The sequence below is a fragment of the Vibrio sp. Vb1980 genome (assembly GCF_033338615.1).
GTDB lineage: Bacteria > Pseudomonadota > Gammaproteobacteria > Enterobacterales > Vibrionaceae > Vibrio > Vibrio alginolyticus.
Map to the genome: position 1 here is coordinate 157,725 of NZ_JAWOSZ010000009.1, position 14,579 is coordinate 172,303.

At 44.3% G+C, this 14,579-nt stretch carries 13 protein-coding genes and 1 pseudogene; 12 read left to right on the forward strand and 2 right to left on the reverse strand.

Translation table 11 applies throughout. From position 1 onward, the window contains the following. The first annotated feature begins 1 nt into the window (after position 1). Entirely contained in the window at positions 2–1,702 is a 1,701-nt protein-coding gene (locus tag R7F64_RS15235) for an ATP-binding protein (RefSeq protein WP_005388280.1), read from the forward strand. 365 nt (positions 1,703–2,067) lie between these two features. On the opposite strand, the gene pabB is transcribed toward R7F64_RS15235, so the two are convergent. Then, the gene (pabB, locus tag R7F64_RS15240) at positions 2,068–3,432 is read right to left on the reverse strand and encodes an aminodeoxychorismate synthase component I (protein WP_237307214.1); all 1,365 of its coding nucleotides are present in this window, start codon (positions 3,430–3,432) and stop codon (positions 2,068–2,070) included. 269 nt (positions 3,433–3,701) lie between these two features. Here pabB and R7F64_RS15245 point away from each other — a divergent pair, with 269 nt between their 5' ends. The 8 genes from R7F64_RS15245 (at position 3,702) to R7F64_RS15280 (ending at position 11,590) form a co-directional block, all read left to right on the forward strand. Next, positions 3,702–5,219, forward strand: a complete 1,518-nt coding sequence (locus R7F64_RS15245) for a fumarate hydratase (protein ID WP_237307212.1) — start codon at positions 3,702–3,704, stop codon at positions 5,217–5,219. A 174-nt stretch (positions 5,220–5,393) separates the two neighbouring features. After that, positions 5,394–5,579 carry a hypothetical protein gene (locus R7F64_RS15250; RefSeq protein WP_005376906.1) on the forward strand — a complete coding sequence of 62 codons (186 nt, stop codon included), beginning with the start codon at positions 5,394–5,396 and terminating at the stop codon, positions 5,577–5,579. Between the two features lie 255 nt (positions 5,580–5,834). Further along, a complete protein-coding gene (locus R7F64_RS15255) occupies positions 5,835–7,211 on the forward strand; it encodes a YcjX family protein (RefSeq protein WP_005376907.1) in 1,377 nt (458 codons plus the stop codon). Beyond that, positions 7,208–8,248 (forward strand): YcjF family protein, encoded by a 1,041-nt coding sequence (locus R7F64_RS15260; protein WP_025767301.1) that lies wholly within the window; start codon positions 7,208–7,210, stop codon positions 8,246–8,248. The genes R7F64_RS15255 and R7F64_RS15260 overlap by 4 nt, the downstream gene beginning before the upstream one ends. 100 nt (positions 8,249–8,348) lie before the next feature. After that, complete coding sequence (gene tyrR, locus R7F64_RS15265) at positions 8,349–9,893, forward strand: transcriptional regulator TyrR (RefSeq protein ID WP_047103197.1); 1,545 nt, start codon at positions 8,349–8,351, stop codon at positions 9,891–9,893. 36 nt (positions 9,894–9,929) lie between these two features. Further along, positions 9,930–10,514, forward strand: coding sequence for a ribosomal protein S5-alanine N-acetyltransferase (rimJ, locus tag R7F64_RS15270; RefSeq protein WP_025767303.1), 585 nt, complete (start codon positions 9,930–9,932; stop codon positions 10,512–10,514). Position 10,515: 1 nt separating this feature from the next. Beyond that, the gene (locus tag R7F64_RS15275; protein ID WP_005376917.1) at positions 10,516–11,103 is read left to right on the forward strand and encodes an HD domain-containing protein; all 588 of its coding nucleotides are present in this window, start codon (positions 10,516–10,518) and stop codon (positions 11,101–11,103) included. Between the two features lie 13 nt (positions 11,104–11,116). Continuing rightward, positions 11,117–11,590 carry a DUF2947 domain-containing protein gene (locus R7F64_RS15280; protein WP_017636094.1) on the forward strand — a complete coding sequence of 158 codons (474 nt, stop codon included), beginning with the start codon at positions 11,117–11,119 and terminating at the stop codon, positions 11,588–11,590. Positions 11,591–11,633: 43 nt separating this feature from the next. On the opposite strand, the gene R7F64_RS15285 is transcribed toward R7F64_RS15280, so the two are convergent. After that, on the reverse strand, positions 11,634–12,596 hold the full coding sequence (locus R7F64_RS15285; RefSeq protein WP_017636093.1) for an integron integrase: 963 nt from the start codon (positions 12,594–12,596) through the stop codon (positions 11,634–11,636). Positions 12,597–12,846: 250 nt separating this feature from the next. Here R7F64_RS15285 and R7F64_RS15290 point away from each other — a divergent pair, with 250 nt between their 5' ends. The 3 genes and pseudogenes from R7F64_RS15290 (at position 12,847) to R7F64_RS15300 (ending at position 14,434) form a co-directional block, all read left to right on the forward strand. After that, on the forward strand, positions 12,847–13,329 hold the full coding sequence (locus R7F64_RS15290; RefSeq protein WP_318071871.1) for a MazG-related protein: 483 nt from the start codon (positions 12,847–12,849) through the stop codon (positions 13,327–13,329). A gap of 151 nt (positions 13,330–13,480) precedes the next feature. After that, positions 13,481–14,070: pseudogene (locus R7F64_RS15295) on the forward strand (DUF1294 domain-containing protein). A 223-nt stretch (positions 14,071–14,293) separates the two neighbouring features. Beyond that, positions 14,294–14,434 carry a hypothetical protein gene (locus R7F64_RS15300; RefSeq protein ID WP_172563611.1) on the forward strand — a complete coding sequence of 47 codons (141 nt, stop codon included), beginning with the start codon at positions 14,294–14,296 and terminating at the stop codon, positions 14,432–14,434. Positions 14,435–14,579: the final 145 nt, after the last annotated feature.

The following is a 14,579-nucleotide window of genomic DNA, read 5'->3' on the forward strand; positions in this document are numbered from 1 at the left end:
TATGACGGGAAGTTCCTCATTAGAAAGGAAACTCAAACGAGAAGTTGCATCAAGAAAAGCAGCTGAGCAGCTGTTGGAACAGAAAAGCTTAGAGTTATATGAATCCAACCAGCAACTCAGTGTTGCATTGAAAAAGCTGGAGCTGAAATCTAAAAAGGATCTTCGTAAGTTTGAGTTTGAAGAGCAAATTGATGCCACGTTGATTAAGTTTGGTCGTACTTTTTTATCGAGCACGTTCGATGAAGCAATGATAGCGAGCTTTATTGAGCAGCTCACTTCTAACTCGATCATTTCTGCGGCTTACTTGTTTCTTGACGCTACAAAGCTGAGCTCATTGCGTCGTCATCACTTTGGTCACTTACAGCTTCGTCATAACAACGAGATTTTAACCTCTCCTAATTGGCAGGGAGAGAATTTGCATTTGCCAGTTATCATTGATGGGGAAACGGTTGGGGAGTTGATTTTCTCTGTGTTGCAAGATCAAATCGATCAGTCTTTTATTTCCAAACAGATGGAGCTCGTGTCTGACTTAGTTCATGGTGTTATTGGTCGACACTTAAGTTTAGAGCGAGAGGTCGAGCTGAGAAAGCGGGCTGAGGAATCAGAAAAAGCGACGAAGGAGTTTGTCGCCATGATTAACCATGAGCTGCGAACTCCTCTCAATGGCGTATTGGGTAGTGCGGAGTTATTGAGTCGAACCCAATTAGAAGAAGAGCAGCGTCAATACTTGAGCAATTTGACTCAATCAGGGGACTTATTGAGAGTTATCATTAATGATCTTCTTGATTTCAGTAAGATGAATGCCGGTATGATGGAAATCATACATAAAGTTTTTGCCTGGGAGGAGCTTGAAAAAGCCATCATGGGTGTATTTGCAGCTAAGGCTGCGGAAAAACGCATCCATTTCTCTATCGACAAAAAGCTGGGGATTCCAGAATTTTTAGTCGGTGACTTAGAGCGCATTACACAAATTTTGGTTAACTTGGTGGGAAACGCGATTAAGTTTACTCACTTGGGTGGCGTCGTGTTACGGGTGGAATGGCTTAACGGCACGGCTTATTTTGAGGTTGAAGACACTGGTATTGGCATCCCAATAAAAGCACAGCCGTCACTCTTTGATCCATTTGTCCAAGTTGATCGCTCGGCGAAACGCAGCTTTGAAGGCTCAGGTTTAGGTCTCGCGATTTGTAAAAACCTTGTGGATTTGATGCAAGGTCAAATTAGCTTTGAAAGTGAAGAGCGCAAAGGGACAACTTTTAAAGTTGCTATTCCTCTTGAGGAAGGGCAAGCACAAGGCACAGCAGAGGGGGAATTGGTCACCATAGAGCGAAGCGATTTAGCAGGACGCTCAATATTAGTGGTTGATGACATCAGAATGAATCAAGTCATTGTTACTCAAATGCTGAAAAAACTCGACATCACACCTGATTTAAAAGCCAACGGCAAAGAAGCATTAGAAGCGGTGAAAAGTAAAGACTACGAACTGATATTCATGGACTGCCGAATGCCAGAAATGGATGGCTATGAGGCGACGATGTATCTGAGAGAGCGTGGCTTTACTCATCCTATTATTGCATTAACCGCTGGCACTACCATCGAAGAGCGTCAAAAGTGTATTGATTCAGGCATGGACGACATCCTCACTAAGCCGTACACCGCAACCGATATCGAACAGATTATGTGTAAGTGGCTTGAGCAGTAGACGCTGCCTCTTAAAAAGTATGTTTGTTGGCCAACGGCTAAAAGCTAAAGTACATGCAAATAAAACACACAAAAAAACGCACCACACTGGATAATGCCGATCATTTAACGATGTTTTTTGGGTCATTCTAGCGAGCCTTGGCTAGACTAAGAATCTAGTAGCAGCACGCCGAGCGGATAATGAAACAAATTTGACCACAAAGTGCTTGAATAGAAGAACCTGTATCACGCTCTTTCGTCGCTGTGCAGGGTGATGAGATACAGAAATATGCCACTCGCTGTTAAATGAGCGGCATTATCCGTTCTGGAGGCGTTTTAGATTGTTTTCGTCAATAGCATTAAAGCGGCGTTGTGTGCTGTTGAAACCTACGATTGCAGCGCTGGCAAAATCTTTGAAAGCTTATCCAACGTTTCTTGATACTCAGAGGCGCAATCGCTATCTGCCACGACGCCGCCGCCAGCCCAAGCGTAAAGTTTGTTTTTTTCCGCTACAAGAGTTCGGATAGTAATGCTGGTGTCCATACGACCATGGCGTGAAATGTAGCCAATACTGCCGCAATACGCGCTGCGTCGATGCGGCTCCAGTTCTTCAATAATCTGCATTGCGCGAACTTTAGGTGCGCCCGTAATTGAACCGCCTGGAAAACACGCTCGCAGCAAATCCGCAGGAGCGTATTGTTCATCCAAATTTGCACGAATGGTGCTCACCAAATGATGAACGGCAGGGAAGCTTTCAATATCGAACAGCTTTGGAACGTGAACGCTACCCGGTGACGCAACTCGACCAATATCATTACGCAGCAAATCGACAATCATCAGGTTTTCTGCCTGATCTTTTTCCGCTGTCTGCAAGTCATGGGCATTAGCGTTATCTTGCTTTGGATCTTCGCTGCGTGGTCGAGTACCTTTGATTGGTTTTGTTTCAATGACGCGAGCTTTGAGCTCTAAAAAGCGCTCTGGAGAGATACTCAAAATCGAAGACTCAGGCATACGGATAAACGCTGAGAATGGCGCTTGGTTGGCGGACTCCAATTTCAGATACGCTTGCCACTCACTGCCTTGATACGGTGCGTTAAAGCGCTGCGCCAAATTGATCTGATAACAGTCACCGCTCAACAAGTATTCTTGCACCTGGTCAAAGCGAGTGGCGTAGCTCTCTTTCGTCATGTTTGACTGCCAAGCTCCAGACAAAGCGAAGTCAACGGTTTGTTCTGCTTTTTGCTCGTTTAACCATTGCCAAGCTTGCTCGATGTTCTGACCGACTAAGCATGCTTTTTTTAGCTGGTGGTCAACAACAACGGCCCATTCATACAGACCTACCGCCATATCCGGCGTGTTGAGGTCCTTTTCTGCCACTTCTGGCATCGTTTCTACGCGGCGACCTAAATCGTAACTGAAGTAACCGAGCGCACCGCCGACAAAAGGCAAATCCAATTCTTTATTTAACTCTACGTGAGGAAGCCACTGTTCTTGCAACTGATGAAGCAGCGCAAATGGGTCATCTTGAGTTGAATAGGCATTCGATGGTGTTTCAACTTGTGTGTTGTCGGCAGTGGTTTCTAACGTTGCAATTGGGTTGGAGACCAACACATCGAAGCGGCTATCGATATGCGTTTCTGATGCAGAACGCAGCAACATCGCCCAAGGCTGGTGTTGAATGCGAGAAAAAAGGTGAAGAGCAAACTCTGGTGCGTATTCCAACGCTTTAAAATCAATGAATTGATTGTCCATGTTGTTCATTTGTGTAATTTGTGACAAAGAGATCGTTCACTGCATGGCATGTCATGGGCAGCAAGAGTATCATATTCCTCTGTATAGCCAAACTCCCTCTATTCATAGGGTTTGAGATGGTTTACAAGTAGGCAACTTCAGCATTTCGTGTGTCGATATCAGCCGTTCGACAATTGTTTATAAAAAACGAAGCTCAAAAGAGCAATAAGCTCAACAAACACGATTGAAGCTAAGCCAATAATGGAAGCATAACTATAACGAGGCATGTAATGACGGTAATACGCAAGCAGGATGTGATCAGCAGTGTCGCTGATGCGCTACAGTATATTTCTTACTACCACCCGCTAGACTTTGTTCAAGCTCTTGAAAAAGCCTATCACCGCGAAGAGAGCCAAGCCGCTAAAGACGCGATTGCTCAGATCTTAATTAACTCCCGAATGTCCGCAGAAGGTCACCGTCCAATTTGTCAGGATACTGGTATTGTGACGTGTTTCGTCAACATCGGTATGGGCGTGCAATGGGATTCGACCGACATGACGGTTCAGCAGATGGTAGATGAAGGTGTTCGACAAGCGTACACGAACCCTGATAACCCGTTGCGTGCGTCAGTACTTATGGACCCTGCTGGTAAACGTATTAATACCAAAGACAACACGCCTGCCGTCGTACATATCAACATGGTTCCGGGCGATAAAGTTGAAATTCAGATCGCTGCGAAGGGCGGCGGTAGCGAAAACAAAACTAAGATGGTGATGCTAAACCCATCTGACGATATTGCTGAGTGGGTAGAAAAAACGCTACCAACAATGGGGGCGGGCTGGTGTCCTCCTGGCATGCTTGGCATTGGTATCGGCGGTACGGCTGAAAAAGCAGCGGTATTGGCAAAAGAATCTCTAATGGAACACATCGATATTCAAGAGCTTATTGACCGTGGCCCACAAAACGCAGAAGAAGAGCTTCGTTTGGATATCTTCAATCGCGTGAACAAACTTGGTATCGGTGCGCAAGGTCTTGGCGGTTTGACGACTGTTGTCGACGTTAAAATCAAAACTGCGCCAACGCACGCGGCTTCTAAGCCTGTTTGTTTGATCCCGAACTGTGCGGCGACTCGTCACTTACACTTCACACTTGATGGCAGCGGCCCAGCAGAGCTAACACCACCTAAACTAGAAGATTGGCCAGACATCACTTGGGAAGCGGGCGAAAATACGCGTCGCGTAAACTTAGACACAATTACTAAAGAAGAAGTACAAGAGTGGAAGACAGGCGAAACCGTTCTTCTATCAGGTAAAATTCTGACTGGTCGTGATGCTGCGCATAAACGTATTCAAGGCATGCTAGATAATGGCGAAGGTCTACCTGAAGGCGTAGATCTAAACGGTAAGTTCATTTACTACGTAGGCCCTGTCGATGCAGTTGGTGATGAAGTCGTTGGTCCTGCTGGCCCAACAACATCAACGCGTATGGATAAATTCACCGATATGATGCTAGAAAAAACCGGCATCATGGGCATGATCGGTAAAGCTGAGCGTGGCCCTGCAACGGTTGAATCTATTAAGAATCACAAAGCGGTTTACCTAATGGCTGTTGGTGGCGCGGCGTACTTGGTGGCGAAAGCGATCAAGAAAGCTCGCGTTGTTGCATTTGAAGATTTAGGTATGGAAGCGATTTACGAATTTGAAGTTGAAGATATGCCAGTAACAGTGGCTGTCGACTCAAATGGTGTTAACGCGCACCAAATTGGTCCAGACACTTGGAAAGTGAAAATTCAAGAGATGGAAGCATAAGGCAAAGGGCAATCTTGCTGCGTCTCAGTAGAGAGAATGTGACAAGGTGCTGATTTACCTAGCAAACAATTGACAAAAGTGCAGCGAAACCTGCACTTTTTGTCTATATAATTAAGGATATAAACCTTTAGGCATAGCAATCAAACGTTATGCGAACAATAATTAGGAGACGGCATGCCTCGTTTTATTCAGATTCTACAAATTATTCTTGCTGTAGTGATAGGTGGCTTTGTTGGCTATGACTTGATTCTTCACGGTATCAGCATCTTTGATGAAAAGTACGTGACCATCACATGTGTGTTGTGGCTGATTTTAGAAATCGCTCTATTTGTTATCTATAAGTTGATCGAAGACGACTAGGCTTAAAGAAAGCGGGTTCCTGTTTAACATAGTAATCAGCGCATATAGAGTAACTAATGCTGTAGATTAAGTAAGCCTCTGAACCACTCAGGGGCTTTTCTTTTTTGATACAGCATTAAGCCGGATGTTTTGTTCATCTTTTATTAAGGTATATAAAGTTAAACTCATAGAATTCGGGATAGAACAGTATTCATAGCTCGAAATTCGAAGTCGCTGACAACGTTGTTTTAAAGTGGAGTAAGATAAAGAAGCGTAATGAAGAGAATAAAGAAAGAAGTTAATGACTTTATCAACAGAGGTATGGACTCTAATGTTCGAATTGCTGTCACCGGACTTTCTCGTGCCGGTAAGACGGCATTCATCACGTCATTAGTGAATCAGCTTCTTCATACTGCAACCCATGACAATTTGCCTCTTTTGACTGCGGCTAGAGATAAGCGCCTTATTGGAGCGAAGCGTGAGCCTCAATCGAATATGATGGTGCCACGCTTTGCTTACGATGAGGCGATGAGCCAAATTCATGCCACTCCACCTCAGTGGCCAGTACCGACACGTGATGTGAGTGAGATTCGCTTAGCGCTCAAGTACAAACCAAATAAAACTACGAAAAAGCTGTTGAGTAAAACCGCAATTTTAAATGTTGATATTATCGACTATCCAGGAGAGTGGTTGCTCGACCTGCCTTTATTGGACATGGACTTTGCAACGTGGTCGCAAACTCAGTTTGATGCACTTAAAGGCCAGCGTGGCGATTTAGCCAAAGCTTGGCTTTCTGAACTGGAGAAAGTGGATCTCTTTGCAGAAGTGAATGAGAAACTACTTGAGAAAGTTGCACACACATACACAGAGTACCTTCATTCTTGTAAAGACTCTGGCCTTCATTGGGTTCAGCCTGGCCGCTTTGTATTACCTGGTGAGCTAGCAGGCGCGCCGGTGCTACAGTTTTTTCCGTGTCGTGCTGATTCGGAAAGCAAAGCGCCCAAGGGCAGTAACTTAGCGATGCTAGAAGCCCGTTTTCAGGAATACCAACAGAAAGTAGTGAAAGCGTTTTATAAGCATCATTTTGCGACCTTCGATCGCCAGATTGTACTGGTGGATTGTTTGCAGCCTCTCAATGCCGGTGATGAAGCGTTTTACGACATGCGCCAAGCGCTAGAACAGATCATGCATAGCTTCCGCTATGGTCGTAGTAGCTTTTTGCGTCGTTTGTTCTCACCAAAAATCGACAAAGTGTTGTTTGCTGCTACAAAAGCGGATCATATCACGCCCGATCAGCACCCAAATTTGGTGTCTCTGCTCCAACAAATGGTGCATCCAGCATGGCAAACGGCAGCCTACGAGAATATTGAGATGAGCTGCATGAGTATCGCTTCCATCCAAGCAACCACGACGGGGTTTATTTCCTCTGGAGATAAGACCATCCCGGCGTTACAAGGAACAACATTGGGTGGTGAGCCGATGACTATGTTTCCCGGAGAGGTGCCGAAAAAGCTACCAAATGCAGCTTATTGGCAAAACAACGGGTTTGATTTTACGTCGTTTCGTCCGATGCCCTCACCGAATGATGAGCCAGTGAAGCACATACGCTTAGACAAAGCACTGGATTACCTGATTGGAGATAAATTGAAATGAGTGAGTTGAAGCAAAAACAAGTTTTCTCTGAAAAGGTAATGGAAAAAGATCAGCAATCGAATCAACCGGAGTTGACGGCGCAGCAAACATTCGGCGAAAAAGAAACATTTGTACCTGTTGAAGTTAAAGAAGCGCACCAGGAGACCGAACAGGAATTGCAACTCGAGCATGTCATTCGTCCAAAATCGGGCAGAAAATGGCTCGCGACTGGCGCATTTGCAACTTTTGCTGGTTTGGTTGGCTGGCAAGCGTTGGACTCGGTTATAACCGCAATTCAGGCTTCTGATTGGCTGGCCTTAAGCTGGACGGGGTTTATTGCTGCGATCGCTTCGCTTGGTTTAGGAGCTATGGGTAAAGAGCTTTGGAAACTGCGAAAACTACGAAATCATTTTAGTGTTCAAGAAGAAGCAGAAGCACTTGTTAATAGTGAGAGCGTTGGGAAAGGGAAAGCCTTTTGCGAAACCGTAGCAGAACAAAGTGGTGTGATGGCAGAAAATCCGGGCTTTGATCGTTGGCAGAACAGTATTAACCCTGCTCATAGTGACGCTGAAATTCTTGATATGTATGACTCGATGGTGGTGAGCCAACAAGACAAGTTGGCAACGAAAATCGTATCACAGCACGCAACCGAGTGTGCGGCCCTAGTCGCCGTGAGCCCTCTGGCTGCCGCTGATATGTTGCTGGTGGCTTGGCGAAATTTCAAAATGATCGACAACCTCTCCAAGGTATATGGGGTAGAGCTAGGTTATGCATCTCGCATCAAGTTACTAAAAGCGGTATTTGTCAATATGGCGGCGGCTGGTGCCAGTGAGCTCGCTATTGATGCCAGTATGGATTTGATGTCGATGGATCTTGCTGGCAAAGTTTCTGCTCGTGCGGGGCAGGGGCTAGGTGTTGGTATTCTAACGGCACGTTTGGGCTTGAAAGCGATGACCTTATTGCGTCCACTACCCTGGTATCCTGACCGTCAGGTTAAGTTGGGCACCATACGCAAGGCAGTGGCGGCGAAAGTTGCATCAATTACGATGAAACCGTAACGAATATCAACTTTGATGGATAGGATTGCTTGACGCCATTCCAAGCATGATAGAAACTACTGTCAACTTTTCCTGACAGTTGTGAATTGGGATATTTTAAGTGCGTCTTGAAGTCTTATGTGAAGATCGACTCGGCTTGACCCGAGAACTGCTCGATATTTTAGCGTCTAAAAGCATCGACTTGCGTGGTATCGAAATCGATATTAGCGGTATTATCTATTTGAATTGCCCGGATATTGATTTTGATACGTTTAGTGAGCTGATGGCTGAAATCCGCCGTATTCCGGGGGTGAAAGACGTACGTAAAATCCAGTTTATGCCGATGGAGCGCCACAATACGGAGCTGCTCTCGTTAGTTGATAACTTGCCCGATCCTGTTTTTGCCATTGATCTTAAAGGTGCCGTAGACATGGCAAACATGTCTGCACTTTCATTGCTTGGCCTTCACAAGCAAGAAGTGATTGGTACTCAAATCGGTGCTTTGTTACCAAGTGTTCGTTTCTCTCGTTGGTCTGAAGGTGTTAATGGTCGAACGCGGGAAAACCTTGTGATTGATGGCTTGGACTATGTTCTAGAGTTGATGCCCGTTTATATCCGAGACGAAGCGCAAAACTCGACTCTAGCGAGTACTCTAATGACGATTCGCTCTAGTCAGCAAGTTGCCAGAATTGAAGAAGCGCTACCGCTGCATAACCCTCTGGGTTTTGAGCACTTTGTTGGTATATCGAACCGTCATAAAGCACTAATGAACCAAGCTAAGAAGCTGTCTGTGCTTGACCAACCATTGTTGATTGAGGGCGAAACGGGGACCGGTAAAGAAATGCTTGCTAAAGCTTGCCACAGCCGTTCTAGCCGCGCGAGCAAGCCATTCCTAGTTTTGAGTTGTGCTTCGATGCCTGACGATGTAGCAGAAACCGAACTTTTTGGTCATGCGCCGGGTTCATTTAATCATGAACAAGGCCACAAAGGCATCTTTGAGCAAGCAAATGGCGGGACGGTATTTCTTGATGAAATCGGTGAAATGAGTTCGCATCTTCAAATCAAGCTGTTACGTTTTCTACAAGATGGTAATTTCCGTCGTGTCGGTGCAGAAGATGAGATGCATGTCGATGTTCGTATCATCGCTTCAACAAAACATAACCTTGCCGAGCTTTCTGAAGCAGGAATGTTCCGTGAAGATTTGTATTATCGTCTCAACGTACTTACGCTCAGCATTCCTCCGTTACGTAAGCGCTCAAACGACGTTGCACCATTGCTTGAGTTGTTTGTGGCGAAACATGCTCAACAGCTTGGGATTGATAAGCCAGAGTTTGATGATGGTCTAGTTGATGCCCTTGCAAATTATCAGTGGCCAGGAAACATGCGCCAGCTGGATAACATGGTTCTTCGAGCGCTCACGGAAATGGATGGTGATATACTAAACGCGGGTCACTTCAATTTACCTCAGCCTCAGTCAGTCGGCGCTGGTAGTGCAACGCTTAACATCGACGGTTCTTTGGATGAGATCATGCGTGATTATGAATCTCAAGTTCTGGAACGTTTGTATCAGTCATTCCCATCAAGCCGTAAGCTTGCTAAGCGCTTAAATGTATCGCATACCTCAATCGCTAATAAACTGCGTGATTACGGTATCCGTAAGAATTAATCGAATTGAACGAAAAGACGGAATTAATCATTTGTAATGGAAGATAACAGCTCATCTATCGCCGTTCATATGTTGGACGGTGACTTGCTTCTTCGTACCGCTGAAATCGGTGACGCAGATATGATTGCCGAATATTTTCAAGCGAACCGAGAATACCTGAAACCGTTTGAACCGAAACGTGAAGAGGCTTTTTTCTCAGTGAACGGTTGGTTGCAAAAGCTTATCAAGCTCAATGAGCTGCATCGAATGGGATTGGGGTATTATTGCCTTTTAGTCAGAGCCTCTTCGGGTGAAATGCTAGGTACGATATCCTTTAGTAGTTTGAGTCGTTTTCCTTTTTATTCTTGTAACGTCGGATATTCTCTCGCTGAAAAAGCGCAAGGGCATGGTTATATGCGTCGTGGATTAACCATGGCTTGCGACTACATGTTTAACGTTCAGAAACTGCATCGTATTCAAGCTGGCTACATGCCTCACAATAAACGCAGTGAATCTGTGCTAGAGCATGTAGGGTTCAACCGAGAAGGGTATGCAAAAGATTACCTTTTGATTAATGGTGAGTGGCAAGACCACGTTCTAACGTCGCTTATTAATCCGAATTGGCAGCAAGAAGGGCGATAGTATGGAACGATTGGAAAAGCAGTTAGCACTTGTAATCGAGCTCGATAAACTCAAAAGCATTTTGCGCCGAACTCGAGTTAAAAGTGCTGAAGGGCGCCTCGAAAATAGTGGTGAGCATAGTTGGCATGTCGCACTGATGGCAATATTGATGGAAGAGCATGCGAATGCACCTGTTGATATTTGCCGAGTGATGAAAATGTTATTGATACATGACGTAGTAGAGATCGACGCGGGCGATACCTTTGTTTATGATACTGCTGCGTCTCAAGAGCAAGCAGAAAAAGAAATCAGAGCCGCAGAGCGCTTGTTTGGTATGTTACCCAGCGATCAGGAGCAAGAGCTATTGGCGCTTTGGCATGAATTTGAAGCCGCGCAGACCGATGATGCTAAGTATGCAAAAGCACTCGATCGGTTAATTCCAATGCTCTTGAACTACCATAATAATGGTCAGAGTTGGAAGGAACATGGTGTCTCACGCGAACAAGCACTTACCATTAATAAACGAATTGAATTTGGCTCTGTTACCTTATGGGACAAAGCGAAAGAGTTGATTGAAGAAGCCACAGAGAAAGGTTGGCTGAAATCGTAATAAAGGAGACTGAATGTCTTATTTGCCTTTGGACGAATACCAAAGAAAATGGATTTTTACGCATCAGTCGATGCCTGTGCCAGAAGAAGATTTGGCTTTTATTAAGCCGATGAGCCAAGCCCGCTCAGCACAATTTTGGAAAGAAAATATCAGTGCTCAAAGCCCTGATATGGATAGACTTAGTTCCCAAGACTGGCCAATGAATGAGGCGAATTGGTCTGAAACTGTGGATTGGATGGCTGCGTGGGAGTCGGATGATCCTGACATGCCAGCGGAAGCTGAGGCACATATCGATTGGCAAGACGATGTAACCGTTTACTTTTGCTACGAGAAGTACAATGTCATCGAAACGAAATGGTCTATTTTTAAAAAGCACTGGAAGAACTTTCTCTTTTATGACGATGGTCCGATACTAATAGGACGTCGCCGTTCGCAAGCACTTTGGTTTGATTCAAAAGGCAATGTGAAACTCGGTGTTCGTCAATAAAGAGTTATAAAACAAAGCCACCTTTCGAGGTGGCTTTGTTTTTCTAAAGGCTGGATAATGGACTCAACACACCACCAGCCCCGCGCTCGATAACGTGAGTATAGATTTGCGTGGTTTTCACATCAGTATGCCCTAATTGTTCCTGAACAGTTCTAATGTCTGCGCCAGATTCCAATAAGTGCGTGGCAAAACTGTGTCTTAGTGTGTGGCAAGTTACAGTTTTCTCAATGCTTGCGTCGCTTGCCGCGCGCTTTACTGCTCTTTGTATTGCGCTTTCATTGATATGATGCCTTCTGAGTTCACCAGTGTCTCGATCTGCGCTTAACTTTGTTGATGGAAACAAAAAGTGCCAGTTAAAATCTAGCTCCGCTTTTGGGTATTTACGTCGTAAACCTTCAGAGATGTATACGCCCGCATAACCAGGCATGTGCCTATCTTTAAAGTAATAGTTTCTTGCTAAATTAACTTGAGCTTTGAGTGGTTCATGCAGTTCTTTGGCTAATGTGACTGTACGATTTTTACCTCCTTTTCCTTGCCAAACGCGAACTGCACCATAATCATAATCGATGTCTTGAACTCTTAAGCGTAAACATTCCATAACTCGAAGCCCTGAGCCGTAAAGCAGCTGAATATGGAGTCTATACCTCGGGTCGATATGCTGAACGAATCTTCGGATCTCCTCCCTGGTTAATACAACGGGAAGTTTCTTTTCGGTCAAGGATTTCTGAAATCTCATATCAAGTGATAGTGGGGTTTTGAAATAATCACGATATAAGAATGATATTGAGTTCAGCGCCAAAGCTTGCGTTTTTACCGCAACTTTTTCTTCTACCGCTAAGTAACTCAGAAATTGAATGACATCATCTTCTGCTAGTGTTGATGGGTGGGCGAGCTGGTGAAAAGTGATAAAACGTTTTATCCAAAATAGATAACTTTCGATAGTTTTATTCGCATAATGACGAGTAAGCATGTGCTCTTTTACACTAAGTAAAAACTGACTTTTCATGATAAATTAACCTGTTTATTTACACAGTTCCGTTAATGTATCACCACTTTTGAAATTAGCGTGCTGTGCGCCGCCTAATTGCGCGCGCCACCACACATATTCATACTGTTTTTCTATTTGTTTCATACAGATAAGTGCTACGATTGATAGCGCTTTTGATAAGAAAGAAGGCGGTAGCCTGCCAGAAAGACGGCAAGTCGCCGTATAGAAAGCGTTATGGCGCAGGGCAAAATTTAGCTAAGGGAACTAGATGAGTGATAAAGTTAAAGTAGCCTTGCAGTGGCTCAAAGAAATCTTGGATGCAGAGAATGTGGAGTATCAAATAGTCGGTGGGTTAGCGGCAACCATTCATGGTGGTAGTCGGGAAATCGCAGATATAGATCTCTATATTCATAACTCTGACGCAGACAAGGTGTTATCGCATGTAGCAAAATACATATCAAAGCCGTTAGCTCATTATGCCGAATATGGTTGGGATTTAGAGTATTTCCAGTTGGTTTACCAAAGTCAAAAAATTGAAATCGGTTTGTCTCAACATACGAAGATACAATCACGTCAAGATGGCTCTTGGCACCAGCTTGAAATCTACTTTTCAGAATCAGTTCTTAAAGATTATCAAGGTATCGAGTTACCAGTCATCCCAGTTAATCGTTTAGTCGAGTACAAGCGGATATTGGGTAGGGAAGTAGACCGAATTGATATACAAGAGCTAACTTTGAGTTCAGCGCCATAACAAAGCATTTAAGAGTGATTCCCAACGCTTGGCATTTTTCATTCCATCGTTGGGTTTAGTGTTTACGGTGGTATCGTTAGGTTCAGTGGTAGCGTTGCTCACACCTTAATGCGGCGTTAGCCCCCAAGAGATAAGTAAAAAGTAGAGTTCGATGATCAAAGGTAAAGTTGTAGAGTGGAATGACTCAAAAGGTTATGGATTCATTTCGGCATTAAATGGTGAACTAAGAGTTTTTCTCCATATATCAACGGTTCAGAGTAAAGGTCGACGTCCTAAGATCGATGATGAAGTTAAATTTGAAGTTAACGAAGACAAAAAAGGGCGTTACAACGCCACTAATGTAACAATTCTAGGTTCCGGCTTGGTACCTTCAACATCATGTTTAGCATCGTTTACTTAGTCTTAGCGAGTACAGCTGTGTTCGTATTAGGTGGTGAGAAGCTGTTCATTGCAGCTTATATCCTGATGTCCATTGTAACCTACGTAATGTACGCAATAGATAAAAATGCCGCTCAAAACGGCAAATGGCGGACACCAGAAAATACGCTTCATCTTTTATCGTTACTCGGTGGTTGGATGGGGGCATTATGTGCTCAAAATCAACTTCGTCATAAGTCGAAAAAACAGCCATTTAAATCGATTTTGTGGCTGACGATATTCGTAAATATTGGAGCATTTGTTTGGACATTCACTCCATCAGGTTCGGTGTTCGTTCAGAACTTTATTAGCAATTGGTTCTAGCACTAGCTGTGAGATATGGGCTAACAAACTGTTTAAGAGTGATTCGCAACGCGTGGCATTTTTACTATGCGTTGCGTTCAGTGTTTAAGGTGGTCTGCGGCGGCTTCGGTATTGCGTTGCTCACACCTTAACAGGGCGTTATGTTCTCGGAGGTTTATGGAAAATTTCAAAATTAGCAGAATTCATACAAAGTCAGGTATTTTCAGGCTATCTGGGATCATCAATGATGAAATTGGTCTTGAAAGCATCAGATATATTTCTGCCGAATACATGGGAACTGACGGCTGGTGCGAACTCGATTTACAGTCAGAACATACTCAAAGCTTGTTACGAAGTATTCAAGTTGAAGTGTTACAGCATCTAAGTTGAGGAAGTCTGTTCCATCAACCAGACGTAATTTTAAACGTCAGTAGTCTCAAATAACCACGAACATAACAAGAGACTATGGCGTCAATAGTTAATTTTTGAGGCTATCTGTATCCCACATAACACCATCTCTTAGCATTGAA

Coding starts and splice junctions, on each gene's coding strand:
- R7F64_RS15275 (WP_005376917.1), top strand. CDS start 10,516: ATGGAACGATTGGAAAAGCAGTTAGCACTTGTAATCGAGCTCGATAAA.
- rimJ (WP_025767303.1), top strand. CDS start 9,930: ATGGAAGATAACAGCTCATCTATCGCCGTTCATATGTTGGACGGTGAC.
- R7F64_RS15260 (WP_025767301.1), top strand. CDS start 7,208: ATGAGTGAGTTGAAGCAAAAACAAGTTTTCTCTGAAAAGGTAATGGAA.
- R7F64_RS15280 (WP_017636094.1), top strand. CDS start 11,117: ATGTCTTATTTGCCTTTGGACGAATACCAAAGAAAATGGATTTTTACG.
- R7F64_RS15250 (WP_005376906.1), top strand. CDS start 5,394: ATGCCTCGTTTTATTCAGATTCTACAAATTATTCTTGCTGTAGTGATA.
- R7F64_RS15290 (WP_318071871.1), top strand. CDS start 12,847: ATGAGTGATAAAGTTAAAGTAGCCTTGCAGTGGCTCAAAGAAATCTTG.
- R7F64_RS15255 (WP_005376907.1), top strand. CDS start 5,835: ATGAAGAGAATAAAGAAAGAAGTTAATGACTTTATCAACAGAGGTATG.
- R7F64_RS15235 (WP_005388280.1), top strand. CDS start 2: ATGACGGGAAGTTCCTCATTAGAAAGGAAACTCAAACGAGAAGTTGCA.
- R7F64_RS15285 (WP_017636093.1), bottom strand. CDS start 12,596: ATGAAAAGTCAGTTTTTACTTAGTGTAAAAGAGCACATGCTTACTCGT.
- R7F64_RS15245 (WP_237307212.1), top strand. CDS start 3,702: ATGACGGTAATACGCAAGCAGGATGTGATCAGCAGTGTCGCTGATGCG.
- pabB (WP_237307214.1), bottom strand. CDS start 3,432: ATGGACAATCAATTCATTGATTTTAAAGCGTTGGAATACGCACCAGAG.
- R7F64_RS15300 (WP_172563611.1), top strand. CDS start 14,294: ATGATGAAATTGGTCTTGAAAGCATCAGATATATTTCTGCCGAATACA.